A 23862-nucleotide genomic window follows, 5' to 3' on the forward strand; every position below is an offset into this window, starting at 1 on the left:
GAAGCTCTTTTTGCATTAAACTAACTTCCGTTGTTAGTTTAATATTGGATATAAAGTCTATCCGTTCAAAAGGGGTATTGGGAATAGAGATTTTAATTAAGGTTATCAGGGGGATAACCATGTATATATAATAACAAGATTCGACAGAAAAATCAATAGTTTTCGAAAATATATTTAATTAAAATTAATAATTTATTTTAAACATAAAAAAACCTACTTCTTTTCCGTTAAGAAGTAGGACTTAAATGAATGTAGTATATTCATTTAAAAGGGGTATTGGGAATAGAGATTTTAATTAAGGTTATCAGGGGGATAACCATATATATATAATAACAAGATTCGACAGAAAAATCAATAATTTTGACAAAAAAATTTAAAAAATATTGATTTAAGTCAAAATAATATATAAAAACTAGATTATACTATAGTCAGTATTGGATTATCACGGCTTTAGTATATAAAAAAAGCTCAAATAGTGGTATAATAGTAAAAGTTTCACTAAATTTATATGATAATTTATAGTGTTAATTGGGACAATAAAATAAAGAATATAACAAAAGAATTTAAATACAAAGAAAGTTGGTGTATTAGTATGGATATATACTTAGATAATAGTGCCACAACTAAGCCATACAAAGAAGTTGTAGATAAGATGGTATATGCACTTACTATAGACTATGCAAACCCTTCAGCTGTTCATAAAAAGGGTGTAGAAGTTGAAAAAAATATAAAAAAGGTAAGACAAGAAATTGCTAAAAGTATTGGGTGTAAAGATAAAGAAATAATATTTACATCTGGAGGTACAGAAGCAAACAATACTATAATAAGAGGCGTTGCAAATCTTCATAAAAAAAGAAAAAATCATATAATAACTACAAATATAGAGCATCCATCAGTTTTAAGAACTATGGAAGATTTAGGAGATCAAGGATTTGAAGTTACTTACTTAAAAGTTAATGATAAAGGTATAGTAGATATAAATGATGTAAAAAATGCAATAAAAGATACTACTATATTAATTAGTATGATGCATGTTAATAATGAAATTGGTAGCATACAACCTATAAAAGAAGTTGGAAAATACTTAAGTACTTTAAAGGAAAAAGTATACTTACATGTGGATGCAGTTCAGTCATTTGCAAAAATTAATTTTAAGCCATCTAGATATAATATAGATTTTATGAGTGTTAGTGGACATAAGTTACATGGACCAAAGGGTATAGGATTTATGTACATAAAAGATAGTAACAAAATAAAACCTATGCTTACTGGAGGAGGTCAAGAAATTGGAATTAGATCTGGTACTGAGAATGTAGCTGGTATATACGGATTAGGAGAAGCTGTTAATATAATAATGTCAGATTTAAATTCTAAAATAGACAATATAAATGAGTTAAAAAACTTATTAAAAGACTATATAGTAAATAATATAGATGATATAAAAGTAAATTCTCCAGAAGACGGTGTATGTCATATATTAAATATATCTTTTAGAGGAGTTAGAGGAGAAGTGTTATTACATCATTTAGCTCAGCAAGGTATATTTGTGTCTACAGGGTCTGCATGTTCTTCTAAGAAAAAAGGAAGTCATGTTTTAAATGCGATTGGACTTACACCTGAAGAAATAGATGGAGCTATAAGATTTAGTTTATCTGATATGACGACAAGAGATGAAATAAATCAAGCATGTGAGATAATTAAAAAATCAGTAGAAGAACTTAGAATGATAATAAAAAGAAGATAATCAAGAGGTGATAAATTTGTATAATATAGCAATTGTAAAGTACGGAGAAATAGGAGTAAAAGGAAAGAATAGATATATATTCGAAAATAAACTTATAAAAAATATAAAAAATATGTTATCTCCTATAGGAAAATTTAATGTTTATAAAGAATACGGAAGAATATATGTAGACTTAGGAGAGTATTCAGAAGATTACGAAGAAGTATTAGAAGAGATAAAAAAAGTATTTGGAGTTGTAGGTGTTTGTCCAGGTATAAGAGCTGAAAAAGATTATGATAAATTAAAAGAATTAGCTTTAAAATTATTAGAAGAAAAAATAGAAGAAGGTTCAAAATCATTTAAAGTTAGTTCTAGAAGAGGAGACAAAAGTCTTGAATTAACATCTCAAGAGATGAGTAGAGATATAGCAGGATTTTTAGTATTTAATGTTAAAGATAGAATAAAAGTTGATGTTAGAAATCCAGAAACAACTATACACTGTGAATATAGACAAAATCATGTTATGGTATATAGTGATACAGTTCCAGGTTATGGAGGACTTCCAGTTGGAACAAATGGTAGAGCTATGTCTTTACTATCAGGAGGAATAGATAGTCCTGTTGCATCATGGATGGTTGCAAAAAGAGGAGTTGAAATAGAAGCTATTCATTTTCACAGTTACCCATTCACAAGTGAAAAGTCACAAGAAAAAGTAAGAGATTTAGCACAAATATTAGCTAAGTACTGTGGGAAAGTAAGACTTCATAAAGTTAATATATTAGAAATACAAAAAGCTATAGGTATGTCATGTAAGGAAGAAGAGATGACTATTATATCAAGAAGATTTATGATGAAAATAGCTCAGAGAGTAGGAGAAATGAGATTTTGTGATGCATTAGTTACTGGAGAAAGTATAGGACAAGTTGCATCTCAAACAATACAAGGGTTAACATGTACAAATGCAGCTATTACTTTACCTGTATTTAGACCTTTAATAGCTATGGATAAATCTGAAATAATAAAAATAGCACAAAGTATAGGTACGTTTGAAACTTCTGTTATACCTGAAGAAGACTGTTGTACAGTGTTCTCACCAAAAAATCCTGTTACAAAGCCTAAGCTAGATAGAATAGAGAAATCAGAATCATCATTAGATGTAGAAAAATTAATACAAGATGCTATAGATAATATGGAAGTTGAAGTATTTGAATTCTAAATAAAAAAGTCGTAGTAATATAACTACGACTTTTTTATTTATTTACTATGAACTTTAACTCCAAATTCAGCTAATACTTTAGCTGCTTTTTCAACGTCTTCTTTTGTTGCATCAGGAACACCTTTTAATTCATATTCAAATCCTAAGTTTTCCCACTTATGAACACCTAGAGTATGATAAGGTAAAAGTTCAACTCTGTCTACATTTTTTAGAGTAGATATAAATTTACCCATAAGTTCTAAGTTTTCTCTATCATCTGTTACACCAGGAACAAGAACGTGTCTTATCCAAACAGGTATATTTCTATCACTTAAATGTTTAGCTAATTCTAGTGTTTTTTCAATTCCAACTCCTGTTAAATCTTTAGCTTTAGATGAAACCATGTGTTTTAAATCAAGTAAAACTAAGTCAGTATAATCAAGTATTGGGTCGATAGTATCTATATTTACAAATCCAGATGTATCTAAGCATGTATGCACACCATCTTTTTTTGCTCTTTTAAATAATTCCTCTAAGAATTCTGGTTGAAGAGTAGCTTCGCCACCAGAAACTGTTAAGCCACCACCTGAAAACTTCATATAAGGTGCATATTTATTAACTTCAGTCATTATTTCATCTACTGTATATTCTTTACCACCTTTTACATCCCAAGTATCTCTATTATGACAGTATTTACATCTTAATGGACAGCCTTGCATAAATAATATAAATCTTATACCAGGACCATCTACAGTACCAAATGTTTCTATTGAATGAACTCTACCTTTTAACATTTTATCCACCTCTTCAATTATAAAAATTTATACTAAAATTTCATTTATCATTTTTAATCTTCTGTATACATTATACTTTATACCCTTATTATAATCCATTAAACTTATAATGTCTATTTAAATAGAATTTAATGTAAGTTTTAATAAAAAAAGAGTGCAAACTGATGAGGTTTGCACTCTGAATATACTTTGATAAATGATTGTTTTATAATATGTTTACAATTTTAACAAGTTATATACTAGCACATTTTTCCGTGGAATGTTCTGTTTATAACGTCTAATTGTTGTTCTCTAGTTAACTTGATGAAGTTTACAGCGTATCCTGAAACTCTTATAGTTAATTGAGGGTATTTTTCTGGATGTTCCATAGCATCTTCTAAAGTAGATCTATCAAATACGTTAACGTTTAAGTGATGAGCTCCTTGAGAGAAGTATCCATCCATCATTGATGATAAGTTGTTTATTCTTTCAGTCATATCTTTTCCTAAAGCACCTGGTACTATAGAGAAAGTATTTGATATACCATCTTGAGCATGCTCGTATGGTAATTTAGCAACTGATGCTAATGAAGCTAAAGCACCGCTGTTATCTCTTCCGTGCATTGGGTTAGCTCCTGGAGCAAATGGCTCACCAGCTTTTCTTCCGTCAGGAGTGTTACCAGTTTTCTTACCATAAACAACGTTTGAAGTTATAGTAAGTATTGATTGAGTATGATAAGAATTTCTGTAAGTTTTGTTCTTTCTTATCTTGTTCATGAAGTTTTCAACTAATTGAACAGCTATATCGTCAACTCTGTCATCGTTGTTTCCGTATTTAGGGAATTCTCCTTCAACTTCGAAGTCAACAACAACACCTTGTTCATTTCTTATAGTTTTAACTTTAGCGTATTTTATAGCAGATAATGAGTCAGCACATACTGATAAACCAGCTATACCACAAGCCATAGTTCTGAATACGTCTCTATCATGTAAAGCCATTTCTAATGCTTCATAAGAATACTTATCATGCATGTAGTGGATTACATTTAATGTGTTTACATATAAGTTAGCTAACCAATCAGTAAACATATCGAATTTTTCCATAACTTCATCGTAGTCTAAGTATTCAGAAGTTATTGGCTCAAATCTTGGTCCAACTTGCTTTAATTTCTTCTCATCTATACCACCGTTTATAGCGTATAATAAAGTCTTAGCTAAGTTAACTCTAGCTCCGAAGAATTGCATTTGCTTACCTATTCTCATTGCAGATACACAACAAGCTATACCGTAGTCGTCTCCCCAGTAAGGTTTCATTAAATCATCGTTCTCGTATTGAACAGAACTTGTGTCTATTGATACTTTAGAACAGAAGTTTTTGAATCCTTCTGGTAATTGAGTAGACCATAATACTGTTAAGTTTGGCTCTGGAGATGGTCCAAGAGTATATAAAGTATTTAACATTCTGAATGAGTTTTTAGTTACTAATGTTCTACCATCTAATCCCATACCACCGATAGACTCAGTTACCCAAGTTGGGTCTCCAGAGAATAAATCGTTGTATTCAGGAGTTCTTAAGAATCTAACCATTCTTAACTTCATAACGAAGTGGTCCATTATTTCTTGAGCTTGCTCTTCAGTTAATACACCAGCAGCTAAATCTCTTTCGAAGTATATATCTAAGAAAGTAGAAACTCTACCTAAAGACATTGCAGCTCCGTTTTGATCTTTAACAGCTCCTAAGTATCCGAAGTAAGTCCATTGAACAGCTTCTTTTGCATTAGTAGCTGGTTGAGATATGTCGAATCCGTAAGATGCAGCCATTCTCTTTAAAGCTTCTAAAGCTTTTATTTGATCAGATATTTCTTCTCTTAATCTTATTACTTCTTCATCTATACATCTAACTTCTAATGAAGCTTTTTGATCTAATTTATCTTGTATTAATTTATCAACACCGTATAAAGCAACTCTTCTGTAGTCACCTATTATTCTACCTCTACCGTAAGCATCTGGTAATCCAGTTATTATACCAGCACTTCTAGCAGCTCTCATGTCAGGAGTATAAGCATCGAATACACCTTGGTTATGAGTTTTTCTATATTTAGTGAATATTTCACTTATTTCAGGATTTAATTTGTATCCATAAGCGTCACAAGAAGTTTCAACCATTCTTATTCCACCAAATGGCATTACAGCTCTTTTTAAAGGAGCATCAGTTTGAACCCCAACTATTGTTTCTAAGTCCTTTTCTATATATCCAGGACCGTAAGCATCTATTAAAGATACTGTATCAGTGTCTACATCTAATGTACCATTGTTTTCTCTTTCTTTTTTGAAAAGATCAAGAGCTTGGTTCCATAATTTTTTAGTATTTTCAGTTGCTCCAGCTAAGAAAGAATCATTTCCTTCATATGGAGTGTAGTTTAATTGTATGAACTCTCTAACGTTTATTTCTTTAGTCCATCTACCAGTTTTGAATCCTTGCCATGCATTCATGTTGATAGCCTCCTTAAGTTTTATGTGTGTTCAAATTAATTTATATTTATAAAATCTAGCTAGATATTTTTTAAACAATATAATCATAACACAGAATTAGTATTTTGTATACAAAATTTTAAATCAAAATTTTGAATTGTGTTTTATTTTGACATCTTTTGTATATTCATATAATACCCAGAGAAAAGTGTGATAAACACGAATTTTAAGAATAATTTAAATTATTTTTAAATAGATTAAATATACATAAATAAATAAGTAAACTGAATATGTATATTATTAGGGGGGATAAAATGATATTTACAATTATCTTATTTTTATTGGGATTTGTATTAATAACTAAAGGTGCGGATATTTTTATAGAATCCACTATTTCTGTAGCAAAAAAAACAAATATACCAGAAATAGTTTTAGGCGCAACTATAGTTAGTTTAGCAACTACGTTCCCAGAGTTAACTGTATCAGCTTTTGCATCTATACAAGGGCATACTACAATGAGTTTGGGAAATGCAATAGGTTCTATAATATGTAATACAGGATTAGCACTTGGGTTAGTAGCAATGATTAAACCGTTTAAGGTAGATAAGAAGATTTTTAATTCAAAAGCTATATTGTTAATGATATCTGTGACAGTTTTGATTATTTTAGGTATGGATAAAACAATAGGAAGAATGGATGCTATGGCTTTAATTGGTTTATTAGTTATTTACATGATAAATAATTATAATAGTATTCCAAAGACAGGATCAAGAAGAACTAGTAATGCCGCAAATATAGAGGACAGTAAATCATCAGACATGATAAAATTGGTAGTTATGTTTGTAATTGGTATAACAATGATGATTATAGGTTCAAGGCTATTGGTTAACAATGGAATTAAAATTGCAGAAGTTTTAGGAGTACCGCAAGCTGTTATAAGTTTAACTGTAATAGCACTTGGAACATCACTTCCTGAGTTAGTATCGTGCTTGACTGCTATAAGAAAAAGTCATAATGCAATTTCTGTTGGGAATATATTAGGGGCTAATATATTAAATATAGTTTCAGTTATTGGATTATCATCATTTATAAATGACATACCTATACTTAAGCAAACTTCTATGGTAGATTTTCCATTTATGATATTACTTTTATTAATACTTATAATACCTACATTTATTAAGCAAAAGATTTATAGATTTCAAGGTTTACTTATGATACTTACATATATAATATATATATCAACTTTATACTTTACATATATAGATTAAAATAAGGTATGTTTTAAACATGCCTTATTTTTGATTTATACTGAATACCTTATTTACCATTAGGATAAAATATTAATTGCATAATATATGAAATAAATATATAATTGATAAAGTTAATATAAATTGATTACGGAAAGGAAACAATATATGAATATAGTTAAATTCGATGATTTACCAATAAATGAAAACATAAAAAAAGCTGTATTAGAAATGGGATTTGAAGAACCATCTCCAATACAAGCTCAAGCAATACCAAAAATAATTACAGGAGTAGATATTATAGGGCAAGCTCAAACTGGTACGGGGAAAACAGCAGCATTTAGTATACCTATATTAGAAATGGTAGACCCAGATGATAAGAGTCTACAAGCAGTAGTTTTATGTCCAACAAGAGAATTAGCAATACAAGTATCAAGTGAAATAAGAAAAATAGGTAAGTACATGCACGGGATAAAAACTTTACCTGTATACGGAGGACAACCTATAGATAGACAAATAAGATCTTTAAAAAGCGGAGTACAAATAGTTATAGGAACTCCAGGTCGTATTATAGATCATATAAATCGTAAGACTTTAAAGATGGATAAAGTTAAAATGGTTATATTAGATGAAGCGGATGAAATGTTAGATATGGGATTTAGAGAAGATATAGAGATGATTTTAGATAAGACTCCAGAAGATAGACAAACAACTTTCTTCTCTGCTACTATGCCAAAAGGAATTTTAGATTTAACAAAGAAATTCCAAAAAGATCCTGAGCATGTAAAGATAGTTAGAAAAGAACTTACAGTTCCAAATATAAAACAATATTATATAGAAACTAAGTCAGCTAACAAGTTAGAAGTATTATGTAGATTGATAGATGTATATAATCCTAAGTTATCAGTAGTATTTTGTAATACTAAAAGAGGTGCAGATGAATTAGTTAGCGATTTACAAGCTAGAGGATATTTTGCAGATGCATTACATGGAGATTTAAAGCAAACTCAAAGAGACATAGTAATGGATAAGTTTAGAAATGGAACAATAGATATATTAGTTGCTACAGATGTAGCTGCAAGAGGAATAGATGTTGATGATGTTGAAGCAGTATTTAACTATGATTTACCACAAGATGAAGAGTACTATGTACACAGAATAGGTAGAACAGGTAGAGCTGGTAGAACTGGGGTTTCATTCTCTTTTGTATTCGGGAAAGAAAAGAGAAAAATGAAAGATATAGAAAGATATACTAAATCTAAATTAGAAAAACACAGTATACCATCAATATCAGATGTAGAAGAGAAAAAAGTGAGTGTATTCTTTGAACAAGTTAAATCTACTATACAAGAAGGTCATTTAACAAAGCAAGTTCAATGGTTAGAAAACTTCTGCAAAGAAGAAGATTATGATACTTTAGATATAGCAGCAGCTTTAGTTAAATTAGCTCTAGGTGATGAAGAGAAAGAAGAAATAGTAGAAGAATCATATGATACAGGCGCTGAATCAGGAATGACTAGACTATTTATAAATGTAGGTAGAAAACAAAAAGTTCAAGCTAGAGATATAGTTGGAGCTATAGCTGGAGAAGTTGGAATACCTGGAAAGTTAGTTGGAACTATAGATATATATGATAAATATACATTTGTTGAAGTTCCAAAGAAACATACTAGAAAAGTTCTAGATAAAATGAAAAACATAAAAATAAAAGGAAATAAAGTTAATATAGAAAGAGCGAATTCTAAGAGAAAAAAATAATAAATTAAAAGAGGATATCTTTAAAGATATCCTCTTTTAATTTATTCAAATTCCAAATTAAGAGATAAAAGTCTGTTTTTTAAGTCATCCATAACTTTAAGTTCATCAGATAAAGAATTAGCATCATAAGTAACAGAAAATCTTAAAAAGCTACCACAATCATCCCAAGGAACTGTTGATATTAATGCATTTGAAAGTATATAAAGGCTAGCTTCCTCTGCATTTTTAAACCTTATTCCATCTTTAACCCCAATAGGTATTGGTACGTAAGAATAAAATCCGCCTTTAGGTTTATCAATTTTAAATCCAACTTGTCTTAAAACATCGATTAAAATATTAAAGCGTCTTAAATATCTATCTTTATTTAATTCTATTAAATTAAAATGGTTAAGAGCATAAGCTCCAGCTTTTTGAATAGCTCTAAATTGACCAGAGTCTGTATGGCCTTTAACAGTGCTATAAACTTTCATTGCTTTTTTAGAACCAACAACAAAAGCTAATCTCCATCCAGTCATATTAAAAGCCTTAGATAAAGAATGAATTTCTATACAAACATCTATAGCTCCTTCTATACTTAGAATACTAAGTGGTTTACAATCACCATAAGTCAAAGGCCCATAGGCTAAATCTGATATTATTAAAATGTCATTATCTTTAGCAAATTTAACAGCATGTTCATAAAATTCTTTAGTTGCAACCTGACCAGTAGGGTTATTAGGATAATTTAAATATAATAATTTGGATCTTTTTTTTATATCATCAGGGATGTTATCTAAGTCTGGATAGAAATTATTTTCAGGGCATAGAGGTAAGTTATAGGTTTCACCACCTATATATTTTGAATATGTTCCAAGAACTTGATATGCAGGTGCTGGCATAAGGCATATATCTCCAGGATTTATAAAACAAAGTGGAAGCATAGCTAAAACTGGCTTTGAACCTATCCCGTGTACTATATTTTCAGTAGTAATGTTTTTTACATTGTACACTTGTTCTAGATATTTACAAGCTGCTTCTTGAAATTCAATAATCCCATTATCTGAATAGAACCTATTCTCTGGTTTGCCAGCTTCAATTGATAATATATCTACAAGGGATTTATGAGCCATTTTGTCAGGTTCTCCTACGCCCATATCAATAAGTTTTATGTCTGGAAACTTAGATTGAACTTCTTTGGTTATCTTTTTTAATTTTTCAAATTTATAAAGTCTATTATTATCTTCAAAAAATGATGGACCTCCAAGTCGATTAGAAACTTTGTTGTATATAAAATCCATTATTATTCCTCCAAATTTAATTTAGTATAGTACATAATATTTAAATGTGTAACTTTTTGATACAATAAAACAAAACTATTTAAATATTATTGAAGGATAATAATTTAATTTATAGAATTGAATACAAAGTATTATTTTTAAAACTGTTAGGAGGGGAACTAATGATAAATTTTTCATTGGATAATAAAAACTTAAAAGTTGAGTTTCTAAGTAAGGAATTAGATCATCATATATCAAATGAAGTAAGAGAAGAAATAGATTATATAATACAGGAAAAACAGATAAAAAATATAATTTTTGATTTTAAGAATATGAACTTTATGGATTCTTCAGGAATTGGGGTTGTAATTGGAAGATATAAAAGAGTATCTAGTGAGGGTGGCAAAGTAGCTGTAATAAATATAAATCCAAGGGTAAAAAAGATTTTTGATTTATCAGGAATGAGTAAAATTATAGAAATTCATAACACTTATGAAGATGCTTTAGGTTCTTTTTTAGGAGGTGTAGCAAATGAGTAATATTATGGAAGTGAAATTTTCAGCAAAATCAGAAAATGAAAGTTTTGCAAGAGTCATAGTTGCATCTTTTGCATCTAAATTAGATCCTACATTAGATGAGATTGCAGATATAAAAACTGCTGTTTCGGAAGCAGTTACAAACTCAATAATACATGGATATGATGAAGATGAAACTAAATTTGTTAATATAAGATGTGAAATAGAAGATAAAACTATTACTATTTCAGTTGAAGATTTCGGAAATGGAATAGAAGATTTAGATATGGCAATGCAACCATTATATACGTCTAAACCTGAGTTAGAAAGATCTGGTATGGGATTTACTGTTATGGAAAGCTTTATGGACAACATAGAAGTTTTCTCTAAAAAGGGAGAAGGAACTAAGGTAATTATGAAAAAGAAAATAGATTCATCTAATATAGAATAGAGGTTTTATTATGGGGATAACTACCAATAAAGAAGAAAGAAAGGGATTGCTTAGCCATGAAGAGACTTTAAGATTAATACAACTTGTGCAAAATGGAGATGAACAAGCAAAAGAAATTCTAATAGAAAGTAATTTAGGATTGGTTAGGAGTGTTGTATCTAAATTTTTAAATATAGGATATGAAAGAGATGACTTATTTCAATTAGGATCTATAGGACTTATAAAGTCTATATATAAATTTGATCCAAAGTTTAACGTGAAATTTTCTACATATGCTGTACCTATGATTTTAGGAGAAATAAAAAGGTACTTAAGAGATGATGGAATGATAAAGGTATCAAGATCTTTGAAACAGGTTGCAATAAAAGCTAAAACGCAAACTGAGATTTTAACAAAAAAACTAGGTAGGGAACCTACAATAGACGAATTAGCTAAGGTAGTAGGTGTAGATAAAGAAGAGTTAGTTATGGCGCTAGAATCTAATTTCGCGGTAGAGTATTTACATGGAGTTATACATGAAGAAGAAGGAGCACCTATATGCTTAATTGACAAAATCAGTTTAAAAGGAGAAAATGAAGAACAAAAAGTTATAGATAACTTATTGTTAAAAGAGGTATTGGGAAAATTAGATAAAAGAGAAAGACAAATAATAATGCTTAGATACTTTGAAGATAAAACGCAAAGTGAGATAGGCGAATTACTAAATATATCACAAGTTCAAGTTTCTAGAATAGAAAAAAAAGTTTTATCAAAATTAAAATCATATATAGGATAAATAAACCCTTAAAATTGGGGTTTATTTTTTTTGTTTTGTTAAATAATAACATTATATAAAAGTATTTTATAGGAGGTTACAAAATGGACAAAAATTATAAAGAATATGTTGATAAAATAAGTCCAAAGCCCACATATGCTAAAAATTATGTATTAGCATTTATAGTTGGAGGAATAATTTGTGTAATTGGACAAGCTATAAATGATGCTTACATGAATTTCGGACTAGATAAACTTAAAGCAGCAGGAGCTACATCTATGACTTTAATTTTTATAGGAGCTCTTTTAACAGGAATTGGTATATATGATTTACTTGGAAAAAGAGCAGGCGCTGGGTCAATTATACCTATAACTGGATTTGCAAACTCTATAGTATCTCCAGCTATGGAGTACAAAAGAGAAGGATATGTACTAGGAGTAGGAGCTAACTTATTTAAAGTTGCTGGACCAGTGTTAGTATATGGTATAGGGTCTTCGGTTTTATGTGGGTTTATATACTATGTGATTAATTTTTTCAAATAGAAAGGGGTTATTTAATTGGCTAAAAAGAGAATAGGAAGTAGGACTGTTAAATTAGAAAATGGACCTGTAATAATATCTACTTCATCTATAGTAGGGCCTAAAGAAGCTCAAGGACCATTAAAAGATTATTTTGATATAAAGCTAGATGATGATTTATATGGAGAAAAGAGTTGGGAATTTGCAGAAAGTAAAATGGTTCAAACTGTTGTAGAACATGCTGTAAAAAAAGCTAATAAAACAATAAACGATGTAAATTATATGGTAGCAGGAGATTTATTAAATCAACTTTTATCAACTTCATTTGCTGCCAGGGAAGTTAGTATACCTTTTTTAGGTGTATATGGGGCATGTTCCACAATGGCACAGTCACTATCTATTGGATCTATGTTAATTGATGGAGGATTTGCAGATTTAGTTGTAGCCTCTACATCAAGTCATTATTGTACAGCCGAAAGACAATTTAGATTTCCTTTAGAATTAGGAAATCAAAAACCTATGACCGCTCAGTGGACAGTTACAGGATCCGGATGCTCTCTATTGTCAAGTAAAGGAAATGGTCCAAAAGTAAAATATATAACCATAGGAAAAGTAATAGATGAAGGTATAACTGATGCTAACAACATGGGAGCAGCAATGGCTCCGGCAGCCGTAGATACTATATATTCTTATTTTAATGATACCAAAGATGATCCTAATAGCTTTGATATGATTGCTACTGGTGATTTAGGCAAGGTTGGTATGCAAATAGCTATAGATTTATTAAAAGAAAAAGGTATTGATATATCTAAGGTATATACTGATTGTGGAGTTGAAATATTTGATTTGGAAAATCAAGATGTTCACTGTGGCGGTAGTGGATGTGGATGTTCAGCATCTGTATTTAATGGATATATATATAAAATGTTAAAGGATAAAAAATTTAATAAAGTAATGTTAGTTTCAACTGGAGCATTATTGTCACCAACAAGTACGTTGCAAAAAGAAAGTATACCGAGTGTAGCCCATGCAGTAATAATAGCTAATGAATAAGAGGTGTGTATTATGATAATAGACTATCTAAAAGTATTTCTAGTAGGCGGGATTATATGTCTAATTGCACAAATAATGATGGATTATTTCAAGTTACAGACACCATATATAATGGTCACTTATGTAACTACTGGAGTAATTTTAAGTTTTCTAGGAATTTATGAACGTATAGTTGATTTTGGAGCAGCAGGTGCGACTGTTCCTATAATTGGATTTGGATATTCACTATATAATGGTGTTATAAAAGCTATAGAACAAGATGGATTTATGGGAGTGTTTACAGGAGGAGTAACTGCTACAGCAGGAGGAATAGCCGCTGCTATATTCTTTGGATATTTGATGGCTGTTATATTTACTCCAAAAGCAAAGCCATAAAATAAAAGAACTATATGATAAATCATATAGTTCTTCTTTTTATGCAGCCGGTGGAGCTGGCTGAGTATTTGTAGCCGGTGGAGTTGGTTGAGTATTTGTAGCTGGTGGAGTTGGGGTAGTTTGACCTGTACCACCAGAACCATTAGTTGTTGTGTCACCAGTATTACCACCATTGCCTTGGTTAGGTGAAGTAGTACCTGAATTAGGGGTACTACTATTATTGCCACCAGTTGCATTATCTCCTGGATTTATATTTTCAGGAGTTTGATTCTCCGTAGGTTGATTCTCTGTATTCTGATTATTATTTTCTGTAGAAGGTGTTTCTGGAGCAACTGGCTCAGAATGAACAGCATGTCTACTTGGAGTATGTCCTTTTATAAAAGCAGCAGTTGCAGAGTTGTAAGCACCTTTACTTACAATTTCACCATTTATTAAATTTATATTGAAAAATTCTATATTACTAGGCTTTTTAAAATCAGTAGCCTTAAGATTACCATGAACTTTTTTCATTACATTAGCCCATAATTTTGCAGAAGTTGAACTTCCTTTTACAACACCTCTACGAGGTAAAGTTTCTTTTGTTTTAGGGATAGTTCTATAGTCATCTCCTATATAAGTAGACCCTACATAATAAGGAGTATATCCTACAAACCAAGCATCTTTATTACCATTTGTAGTACCTGTTTTACCAGCCACAGGCATATCACCAAGGCTAGCAGCACGACCTGTACCTTCTGTAATAACAGCTTTCATCATATCTGTAAGAACATATGCAATTTCAGGTTCAACTACCTTATGTTCTGACGGTGTATTTTGTATTAATACTTGTCCATCAGAAGATTCAACAGTTGTAAATGTAATAGGTTCAACATAAATTCCTCCATTTGCTAACGTACCATAAGCAGCAGCCATATCAAGAGGAGAAACTCCTTTTGTCATACCACCTAAAGTAAGTGCGGAGAATTTTCTATCCTCACCTCCTGGTCCATCTTTAAGATCTGATAAACCAAAATTCTTTAAGTAATCAAGCATAACATCTATTGAATCATTATATGAATTACCAAGTGTTTCAGCAACTTTAACAGCTATTGTATTTGAAGACATAGCTAATGCTTTACGCATTGTCATAGATCCAGAACCAGATGTTGTAGTTTTTGGATCCCATTTATTATTTTCAGCAAATTTGTAACCGCCACGTGAATCACTAAATACATCAGCTTGATTTTTACCATTATCAATAGCAGGTGTATAAACTGCTAAAGGTTTTATAGTAGAACCAGGTTGATGAGGTGAAGTAGCACGATTTAAAACTTTTCTAGCTTTTATTTCTCTACCACCCATTAAAGATTTAATTTGTCCAGTTCTATAGTCTAAAATAACCATTGCAGCTTGTGGCTGAGGAACTCCATCTGGACCTATTATATGACCTGGGAAGTTATCTCTATTATTAAATTCACTTTCTAAGTCTTTTTGCATATCTTTATCTATTGTAGTACGTATCTTTAAGCCACCATTAAAGTATAAGTTATGAGCTTCAGCATCTGTATAACCTTGAGCTATAAGGCTTTTTATAACATCACCTTCTATAAGGTCTTCAACTGTAGAGGCTGGCTTTTTAGTTGGCTTAGGTAATTTTATTTCTATTTTTTGAGCAACAGCTTTATCGTGTTCTTCTTGAGTAAGATATCCAAGCTCTAACATTTTCATTAAAACTGTTTCTTGTCTTTTCTTAGATTCAGGATTTAATTCTACCTTTCTACAAACCATAGTACCATCTTTTAATTGTTTGTAGTAATCATCATCAGGTAAAAGTCCCCATTGATATAGTTTGTCTATCATATCAAGCTCAGTTTTAGTAGGATCATCAAAATTATCATCTTTACTATTTACATAGAACTTTAGTTTTTGTTCTAAATCTTTTTTAGTTTCAGTTCCGTCTAATTTAGTAGTTTGGTATGCTGCATATTTATTTGGATTTTGAGTTATACCAACAATCATTGCACCTTCAGCAGTTGTAAGATCTTTTGCATGTTTATCAAAATATGCATTAGCTGCAGCTTCAACTCCTATTGCACCACTTCCAAAATAAGCACTATTTAAATAAAGTTCTAATATTTGTTCTTTTGTAAGGGTCTTATCCATTTCTAAAGCATAATAGATATCTTTAATTTTACGAACTATAGAAACTTCTTTAGATGTTAATAAGTTCTTAGATACCTGCATAGGTATTGTACTTCCTCCAGGAGAAGAAGATGTTAATAGGTTTGATACAGCGGCTCTAGCAAGCCCTTTGAAGTCTACACCATTATGATCATAAAATCTCTCATCTTCTATAGACACAAGTGCATGCTGAAGGTTTATGGGCATATCTTTTACAGAAATAGGAACCTTTTTATTATCTGTAGGAGGGTTACCCATTAACGATCCATCGTTATATAAAAGTTCAGTTACTGTATCAACTTTTTTATCAAGTGCAGCTTTAGTTATTGGTTGTACATCTTTTAAAGCTACAAAGACTAATGCCGATGAAGCAGCAACACCTAAAACCAGTGTAACTAAAAGAGCTACACCAATTGCTCTTAGTACTTTAAATTTATCTTTTTTATTAGACCCACTAGTACTCTTTTTACTACTATTCTTAGTAGTTTTTTTTGATGAGTTAGTAGTCTTAGTACTAGAGGAACTAACCTTTTTTCTTCGAATTTTATTTTTGTTATTATTATCATTTACCATGAAATTAACCTCCTTACTATAAGACTATATTATACCATATATGTAAATAGTTTTGTATTTTATAGATAAAAATGAATATTATGTAAATAATTAATTAACATAGTATAAGTGCCATTAATTGAATTTAGTATTTAACTATGATACAATATTAATTATTTTTAGCAAGTATAAAAAAAATATGTGTGAGGTGTACATATGATCGAAATAAATGAACAAATGAAAATAATTAAAAAAGGTGTAGCTGAAATTATATCAGAAGAAGATATTATTAAAAAATTAGAAAAATCAGCAAAAGAAAACAAACCACTTACAATAAAGTTAGGATTAGACCCTTCTGCTCCAGACATCCATTTAGGACATACTGTAGTATTAAGAAAGATGAAGGCATTTCAAGATTTAGGGCATCAAGTAGTTATAATAATAGGTGATGCTACAGGAATGATAGGAGATCCAACAGGAAAATCAGCAGTTAGAAAACAATTATCGCATGATCAAGTTTTAGAAAATGCAAAAACTTATCAAGATCAAATATTTAAAATACTAGATAGAGAAAAAACTATAGTTAAGTTTAATAGTGAATGGTTACAAGCTATGAATTTTATGGATGTAGCAAATTTAGCATCTAAGTATACAGTAGCTAGAATGTTAGAAAGAGATGACTTTAAAAAGAGATTTGCATCAAATCAGTCAATATCAATACATGAGTTTTTCTATCCATTAATGCAAGGATATGACTCAGTTGCAATAAAAGCTGATATTGAAATGGGTGGAACAGATCAAAAGTTTAATATATTAATGGGTAGAACACTTCAAAAAGAATATGACCAAGAACCACAAGTTGCTTTATTAATGCCTATAATAGAAGGTACTGATGGAGTTAAAAAAATGAGTAAATCATTAGGAAACTATATAGGAATAAGTGAAGAACCAAATGATATGTATGGTAAGACAATGTCTATTCCAGATGAACTTATAATAAGATACTTTGAATTAGTTACGGATGAACATCCTGATTCAATAGAAGCTATGAAATCAGATATGGAACAAGATAAAGTTAATCCAAGAGATTTAAAAATGAAATTAGCAAAAGAAGTAGTTAAATTATATCATGGAGAAGAAAAAGCATTAGAAGCAGAACAATACTTTAAATCTGTATTTCAAAAAAGAAATATGCCAGATGATATAGCTGAAATGGAAATTTCTATAGAAGATGCTGAAGAAGGATTATTCTTTATACCTAAGGTAGTGACTTCATTAAAGCTATCACCATCTACAAGTGAAGCTAGAAGATTATTAAAACAAGGCGGAATAAAGCTTAATGGTGAAAAATTAGAAGTTGATAAAGTAGCTTTAAAAGACGAAGATATAATACAAGTAGGAAAAAGAAAATTTGCAAAATTAATAATTAAGAAGTAATTTAAAGCCCTCCTTACATAAAATGTTAAGGGGGGCTTTTTAATGAAAAAAATATTAGTAAAAAAAAGAAAAGATAAAATAAAGAAAAATATATTTATATTTATACTGATTTTTATACTATCTATACTAATAGGCAGTTTTATATATATAGACGATAAACTTAGACCTACTATAACGGTGATAGCAGAGACTAAAGCTGAAGAGCTTGCTAATAAGTCTATTAATAAAGCTGTTTCAAGTGTTATAGATAATAATATAAAGTATGAAAATTTAATTAATGTAAAAACAGGAGAAGATGGAAATATAGTTATGATGCAAGCAAATTCCATAATTATGAATGAGATAGCATCAAAAGTTGCTTTGGAAATACAATCAGAGATGAAAAAAATTAAAACAACATCTACATATATACCAATAGGAACTGCTATAGGAAGCCCATTATTAGCTAAATATGGTCCCAAAATAAAAGTATCTATAGAACCAATAGGAACTGTATATGTAGATTTTGGAACTGATTTTGAATCATCTGGAATAAACCAAACTAGACATAGAATATATTTAAAAGCTAAAACTCAAGTAAAGGTAGTAGTTCCTCTTACTACATCTACAAAAGAAGTAAAAATACAAATACCTATATGTGAAACTGTAATAGTGGGGGACGTTCCACAAAGTTATGTTAATGTTCCTAAAGATGAAATAACAAATATATTACCTAATGAAACTACAATAAAATCAAAATAAAGAGGGAGTTATTCTCCCTCTAACATCCATCCTATATAAACTCCATATCCTATAGATGGATCATTTTCAACTGCATGAGAAATAGCACCTATAATTTTATCATTTTGTATTATTGGAGTACCACTCATTCCTTGAACTATTCCACCAGTCATAGATAATAATTTTTTATCTTTTATTTCTATCTTGAATGTTTTAGATTCAGGATTTCTTTGTTTCTTTACATTTAATATAGATATTTCATATTCTTTAGCATCGTCATTTGATATTTGCAAAAGTATAGATGCTTTTCCTGGCTTTATTTCATTTAAATGAGCTACTTTATATTTTTTAAATTTAGAAAAATCTGATGCATGAATTTTCCCTTTAATCCCAAAATTTGTATTATCTTTGAAATTACCTATAAATTCACTTTTTTGACCATTAATACATCCAACATTACCTTTATAAGATTTGTCAATTATTAAATTGTGTGTTGTTGACACAGAACCATTTTTAATAGATAAACTTCTATTTAATCCAACACTTAAAGGGTGTGCTACTGCACCAAAAGTATTATTTATAGGATTAATATAAGTTAATGTTGCAAATCCAGAAATAATATTATTGAAATTAACTTTTTCAAGGATATCCTTACTTACACTTAAATTTGAGATTTCATTATTTCTTTTGATTTCTACTTTTACAAAATTATCATTTGGCAATGAATTTAATAAGTTAGAAAAATCAGCGTAATTATTTATCTTAGTATCATTTACAGATATTAATGAGTCACCAATTTTAAATGGAGAATCATTAAAAGTATTTCGTACCATTAAAGATTGCAATTCAGCATCTATTTGCATTATATTTCCTATAGGAATTAAATACTTTGAATCATTTTTTATATTGGCTTCTGCATAAATAAATCCTACAGAGAAAAAATATAATAAAAGCGAAATTGCCAAGAATTTTTTTAATTTCACTAAAACACCTTCTTTCTGATAAAATCATGATGATGTGTATTGGTGCTTCTTTAATAATAGATTGTGCAGGATGAAAATTTTAATCCATAGAAAACAGACACAATAAAACCATAGTTTTCAAAAAATAAAAATAAGCACCTAAAATATTTGGTATTTTAAGTGCTTTAAATTGTCTTTTTTATCTTTTTTATTTTTTTTCTTTTTTTAGTTTTTGCTTTAGATCTTGTAAGTGCAGTATCAGGAACTGGAGGGACAAATATATTATCCTGAGAATTTTGATTACAGTTTTTAACAGATCCTATTAATGCTAATTCATCTGATAAAACAGCAAAAAAAGTAGAAAGTATGCTTATATCTGTTACACTAACTTCATCAGATATTGCTACAGCTAAAGTAGATGCAAGAACAATATAGTCTACATAACCAAAACGACAAAGTTTTGAATTGTTATTATCAATTCTATTAATAACTCTAGTTTTACGTACTTTAGACATATTAACCTCCAAATTACTTATATATAAATGTATATGAAAAGGGATAAGTAATAACAACCTAAAAATAAATTAATTACTTTACATAAAAATAAAGCCTATTGCTCAAATTATATATATAAAATTTAGGAAGGAGAAAAAATATGAAAAAATATAAATTATTAGTTGTTGGTATTATAGCTATAGGTATTATATTTATAGGAACTTCAAATCCATTGATGAATTTATATAAATCAACTAATTTTATAAGCAAAGAAAACAAAGAAGATGAAAATAAAAATAAAAAGTACATAATATGTATAGATCCAGGTCATCAAGAAAAAGGTGATCCAAACTTAGAGCCAATAGGACCAGGTGCAAGTTCTAAAAAAGCTAGGGTATCATCAGGAACAACTGGTATAGCAACTAAAAAACCAGAATATAAACTTAATTTAGAAGCGGCTATAGTTCTTAAACATATATTAGAAAATAAAGGATATAGTATTATAATGACAAGAGAAAGTCATGAAGTAAATATAAGTAACTCAGAAAGGGCTATCTTAGCAAATGAAAAAAATGCAGATTTGGCAATAAGGATACATGCAGATAGTTTAACAAATTCATCAAAAACGGGAGCATCTATACTTATACCTCAAAAAGATGGGAAATACACAAGTGGAATATATGAAGAAAGTAATAAATGTGCAATGAATATAAAAAGTAAAATGGATGATGCAAATATACAATTAAATGGTATATTTGAAAGAGGTGATTTAACTGGATTTAACTGGTCTAAAGTACCAGCAGTATTGATTGAAATGGGATTTATGAGTAACTATAATGAAGATTTAATGATGTCTAACCCAGAATATCAAAGAAAAATGATGCAAAGTGTAGCAGATGGTATAGAAATATATTTAAAAGATAGAGAAAATGGTAATTAAAAATAAATATAAAGGTTAACAAATATTAAAAAAAGTAATATATTGTTAATATCGGAATTAAAATTAAGTTGTAAATACAACTATTAGGTGATTATAATGAGAAAAAAAATAGAAAACGTTTATGGAAAAGCTTTATCAGGTACTTTTAAAGTAGTTAATCCTGTAAAAAAAAGTATTATAACTACAGATTGTGAAGTACATGTATTTATACAAGCAAATGCATTAGAAATTCTAAAAAATGAAGGATATTTGAAAGAATATGAATTTTTCAAAAGCTATTTACCACAAATAAATAAAGGCTTAATATGGGCCGATCAAGATTTTAAAAGTTACCATCATTTTTATAATCCTCATTTAAAAAGAGGTAAATTTGGATATGAAGAAAATGCTCTAACAATATCGACCAAATATTATAATAAAGCTGTTAAATTTTTTAATTTGGATAAATTCGAATTAAGCCTTTTTTACTTTGGAGTAGCATGTCATATAATACAAGATCTAACGATACCTCAACATGCTAAAGGAAAGTTATTAGACAATCATAGACAGTTTGAGTTATATATAAAAAATAATTATATGTCTATACCAAGACTTAAAGCAAAAGAAGGTTTAATTAGAAAAAATAGTGTAGAAGAATATGCGGTATATAATTCTACCCATGCTATAAATTATGATAAAATGTATAAAAATGTATCTAATTTAAAAAATAAGTTCTATATGTTAGGTACAAAATGTCTACCATTGGCACAAAGGACTTCTGCAGGATTTATGTTGATGTTTTTTGATAGAATATTTAATAACGAATAAAAGCTCTCTTTAATTAAAGAGAGCTTTTATTCGTTATTAAATATATATGAAAATACATGAAATTACTTGTATCACTTGATTTGATTAAAGAAAGAAGCTATTATGATATAGATAATAAAATAAGAAGAGGTGTTTAGATGCTAGTAGTTGAAAATGTTAGCCATGGATTTGGTGCAAGAACTATACTTGAAAATGTATCTTTTAGACTTAGAAAAGGTGAACATATAGCACTTATAGGAGCTAATGGAGAAGGTAAATCTACATTTTTAAATATAATAACAAAGAAATTAATGCCTGATGCAGGTAATATAAAATGGTCATCAAGAGTAACAGTTGGTTACTTAGACCAACATACAGTATTAACAAAAGGAAAATCTATAAGAGAAGTGCTTAGAGATGCTTTTAAGCCCATGTTTGACTTAGAACAAGAAATGATAAGTATGTATGATAAAATGGGTGAAGCTGATGAAACTGAAATGACAAAACTAATGGATGGAACAGCTGAAATACAAACTATTTTAGAAAATAGTGGTTTTTATATGATAGATGCGAAAATACAAGAAGTAGCTAATGGTCTAGGTCTTGGTGAAATAGGCTTAGATAGAGATGTTACGGATTTAAGTGGTGGTCAAAGAACTAAAGTATTACTTACAAAGTTACTTTTAGAAAACCCTACAATATTAATACTTGATGAGCCTACTAACTACTTAGATGTAGAGCATATTGAGTGGTTAACAAGATATCTTCAAGAATATGAAAATAGTTTTATATTAGTATCTCACGATATACCATTTATAAATGATACATGTAATGTAATTTATCATATGGAAAATGGAGAGCTTAATAGATATAAAGGAAATTATGATGAATTTGAAAGACTTAGAGATATAAAGAAGAGACAAGAAGAACAAGCTTATGAAAAGCAAGTTGAAGAAAGAAAGAAATTAGAAGATTTTGTTGCTAGAAATAAAGCAAGAGTTGCAACTCGTGGTATGGCAAACAGTAGACAAAAGAAATTAGATAAGATGGAAATGTTAGAAAGACCTAAAGAAAAAATAAAGCCTACATTTGGATTTATGGAATCTAGAGCATCAAGTAGATTTGTATTTAAAACAGATGAACTTGTTTTAGGTTATAATGAGGCATTAACAAAACCTCTTAACTTTACTTTAGAGAGAAATCAAAAAATTGCTTTAAGAGGTATGAATGGTATAGGAAAATCAACATTATTAAAAACTCTTCTAGGAATAATTAAGCCATTTGATGGTAAAGTAGAGCTAGGAGATTATTTAGAGGTTGGTTACTTTGAACAAGAAAGCTCAAGAGAAAATAGCAATACACCTATGGATGAAATATGGGCAGAGTATCCAGGACTTACAAACTTTGAAGTAAGACAAGCTTTATCTAAATGTGGACTTACAAATGAGCATATAACTAGTCAAATGAGAGTTTTAAGTGGAGGAGAAGCTGCGAAGGTAAGATTATGCAAGTTAATGTTAAAGAAAATAAACTTTTTAGTATTAGATGAGCCTACAAACCACTTAGATGTAGAAGCTAAAGATGAACTTAAAAAAGCTATAAGAGAATTCAAAGGAACTGTTTTATTAGTATCTCATGAACCTGAATTTTATATGGATATAGTGGATGATGTGTGGAATATAGAAGATTTCACAACTAAAATTGTTTAGGTAAAACAT

The 23862-nt window shown here is 29.4% G+C and carries 21 protein-coding genes; 15 read left to right on the plus strand and 6 right to left on the minus strand.

What is annotated here, in order from left to right:
• Positions 1 to 592: 592 nt before the first annotated feature.
• Together H8891_RS11065 and thiI are read left to right on the plus strand one after the other, a co-directional pair.
• On the plus strand, positions 593 to 1744 hold the full coding sequence (locus tag H8891_RS11065) for a cysteine desulfurase family protein (protein WP_187006544.1): 1152 nt from the start codon (positions 593 to 595) through the stop codon (positions 1742 to 1744).
• A gap of 16 nt (positions 1745 to 1760) precedes the next feature.
• Positions 1761 to 2939: a tRNA uracil 4-sulfurtransferase ThiI gene (thiI, locus tag H8891_RS11070; protein ID WP_147547140.1), complete on the plus strand. Its 1179-nt coding sequence runs from the start codon at positions 1761 to 1763 to the stop codon at positions 2937 to 2939.
• Positions 2940 to 2977: 38 nt separating this feature from the next.
• On the opposite strand, the gene pflA is transcribed toward thiI, so the two are convergent.
• Together pflA and pflB are read right to left on the minus strand one after the other, a co-directional pair.
• Positions 2978 to 3712 carry a pyruvate formate-lyase-activating protein gene (gene pflA / locus H8891_RS11075; RefSeq protein ID WP_187006501.1) on the minus strand — a complete coding sequence of 245 codons (735 nt, stop codon included), beginning with the start codon at positions 3710 to 3712 and terminating at the stop codon, positions 2978 to 2980.
• A 239-nt stretch (positions 3713 to 3951) separates the two neighbouring features.
• A complete protein-coding gene (gene pflB, locus H8891_RS11080; RefSeq protein WP_187006502.1) occupies positions 3952 to 6183 on the minus strand; it encodes a formate C-acetyltransferase in 2232 nt (743 codons plus the stop codon).
• A 293-nt stretch (positions 6184 to 6476) separates the two neighbouring features.
• Between pflB and H8891_RS11085 the strand changes: the two genes are divergently transcribed.
• Both H8891_RS11085 and H8891_RS11090 read left to right on the plus strand, forming a co-directional pair.
• On the plus strand, positions 6477 to 7433 hold the full coding sequence (locus tag H8891_RS11085) for a calcium/sodium antiporter (protein ID WP_187006503.1): 957 nt from the start codon (positions 6477 to 6479) through the stop codon (positions 7431 to 7433).
• A 147-nt stretch (positions 7434 to 7580) separates the two neighbouring features.
• Positions 7581 to 9170, plus strand: a complete 1590-nt coding sequence (locus tag H8891_RS11090) for a DEAD/DEAH box helicase (RefSeq protein WP_147547148.1) — start codon at positions 7581 to 7583, stop codon at positions 9168 to 9170.
• Positions 9171 to 9211: 41 nt separating this feature from the next.
• Here the strand turns inward: H8891_RS11090 and H8891_RS11095 are convergent, their stop codons facing one another.
• On the minus strand, positions 9212 to 10447 hold the full coding sequence (locus H8891_RS11095) for an LL-diaminopimelate aminotransferase (protein WP_207723618.1): 1236 nt from the start codon (positions 10445 to 10447) through the stop codon (positions 9212 to 9214).
• A gap of 161 nt (positions 10448 to 10608) precedes the next feature.
• Here H8891_RS11095 and spoIIAA point away from each other — a divergent pair, with 161 nt between their 5' ends.
• From spoIIAA to spoVAE, 6 genes are all read left to right on the plus strand, one after another.
• Positions 10609 to 10965, plus strand: a complete 357-nt coding sequence (gene spoIIAA / locus H8891_RS11100) for an anti-sigma F factor antagonist (RefSeq protein ID WP_187006504.1) — start codon at positions 10609 to 10611, stop codon at positions 10963 to 10965.
• On the plus strand, positions 10958 to 11392 hold the full coding sequence (gene spoIIAB, locus H8891_RS11105; protein WP_147547154.1) for an anti-sigma F factor: 435 nt from the start codon (positions 10958 to 10960) through the stop codon (positions 11390 to 11392). Before spoIIAA ends, spoIIAB begins: the two co-directional genes overlap by 8 nt.
• A 10-nt stretch (positions 11393 to 11402) precedes the next feature.
• Entirely contained in the window at positions 11403 to 12167 is a 765-nt protein-coding gene (sigF, locus tag H8891_RS11110; protein WP_147547156.1) for an RNA polymerase sporulation sigma factor SigF, read from the plus strand.
• Positions 12168 to 12250: 83 nt separating this feature from the next.
• On the plus strand, positions 12251 to 12688 hold the full coding sequence (gene spoVAC / locus H8891_RS11115) for a stage V sporulation protein AC (protein ID WP_187006505.1): 438 nt from the start codon (positions 12251 to 12253) through the stop codon (positions 12686 to 12688).
• Positions 12689 to 12703: 15 nt separating this feature from the next.
• Entirely contained in the window at positions 12704 to 13717 is a 1014-nt protein-coding gene (gene spoVAD, locus H8891_RS11120; RefSeq protein ID WP_187006506.1) for a stage V sporulation protein AD, read from the plus strand.
• Between the two features lie 12 nt (positions 13718 to 13729).
• Complete coding sequence (gene spoVAE, locus H8891_RS11125; protein WP_147547161.1) at positions 13730 to 14092, plus strand: stage V sporulation protein AE; 363 nt, start codon at positions 13730 to 13732, stop codon at positions 14090 to 14092.
• A 39-nt stretch (positions 14093 to 14131) separates the two neighbouring features.
• On the opposite strand, the gene H8891_RS11130 is transcribed toward spoVAE, so the two are convergent.
• Positions 14132 to 16825 carry a transglycosylase domain-containing protein gene (locus tag H8891_RS11130; RefSeq protein WP_187006507.1) on the minus strand — a complete coding sequence of 898 codons (2694 nt, stop codon included), beginning with the start codon at positions 16823 to 16825 and terminating at the stop codon, positions 14132 to 14134.
• Positions 16826 to 17020: 195 nt separating this feature from the next.
• Here H8891_RS11130 and tyrS point away from each other — a divergent pair, with 195 nt between their 5' ends.
• The gene (tyrS, locus tag H8891_RS11135) at positions 17021 to 18241 is read left to right on the plus strand and encodes a tyrosine--tRNA ligase (RefSeq protein ID WP_187006508.1); all 1221 of its coding nucleotides are present in this window, start codon (positions 17021 to 17023) and stop codon (positions 18239 to 18241) included.
• A 42-nt stretch (positions 18242 to 18283) separates the two neighbouring features.
• On the plus strand, positions 18284 to 18982 hold the full coding sequence (gene yunB, locus H8891_RS11140) for a sporulation protein YunB (RefSeq protein WP_187006509.1): 699 nt from the start codon (positions 18284 to 18286) through the stop codon (positions 18980 to 18982).
• Between the two features lie 8 nt (positions 18983 to 18990).
• Here yunB and H8891_RS11145 read toward each other — a convergent pair whose 3' ends face one another.
• The gene (locus H8891_RS11145; protein WP_270646714.1) at positions 18991 to 19944 is read right to left on the minus strand and encodes a SpoIVB peptidase S55 domain-containing protein; all 954 of its coding nucleotides are present in this window, start codon (positions 19942 to 19944) and stop codon (positions 18991 to 18993) included.
• A gap of 164 nt (positions 19945 to 20108) precedes the next feature.
• Positions 20109 to 20438: a hypothetical protein gene (locus H8891_RS11150; protein WP_187006510.1), complete on the minus strand. Its 330-nt coding sequence runs from the start codon at positions 20436 to 20438 to the stop codon at positions 20109 to 20111.
• 140 nt (positions 20439 to 20578) lie between these two features.
• Between H8891_RS11150 and H8891_RS11155 the strand changes: the two genes are divergently transcribed.
• The 3 genes from H8891_RS11155 (at position 20579) to H8891_RS11165 (ending at position 23853) form a co-directional block, all read left to right on the plus strand.
• Positions 20579 to 21358 (plus strand): N-acetylmuramoyl-L-alanine amidase, encoded by a 780-nt coding sequence (locus tag H8891_RS11155; protein WP_187006511.1) that lies wholly within the window; start codon positions 20579 to 20581, stop codon positions 21356 to 21358.
• A 96-nt stretch (positions 21359 to 21454) separates the two neighbouring features.
• Positions 21455 to 22165 carry a zinc dependent phospholipase C family protein gene (locus H8891_RS11160; protein WP_147547175.1) on the plus strand — a complete coding sequence of 237 codons (711 nt, stop codon included), beginning with the start codon at positions 21455 to 21457 and terminating at the stop codon, positions 22163 to 22165.
• 137 nt (positions 22166 to 22302) lie between these two features.
• Positions 22303 to 23853, plus strand: a complete 1551-nt coding sequence (locus H8891_RS11165; protein ID WP_187006512.1) for an ABC-F family ATP-binding cassette domain-containing protein — start codon at positions 22303 to 22305, stop codon at positions 23851 to 23853.
• Positions 23854 to 23862 lie beyond the last annotated feature (9 nt).

Source organism: Paeniclostridium hominis (assembly GCF_014306135.1).
Classification (GTDB): domain Bacteria; phylum Bacillota; class Clostridia; order Peptostreptococcales; family Peptostreptococcaceae; genus Paraclostridium; species Paraclostridium hominis.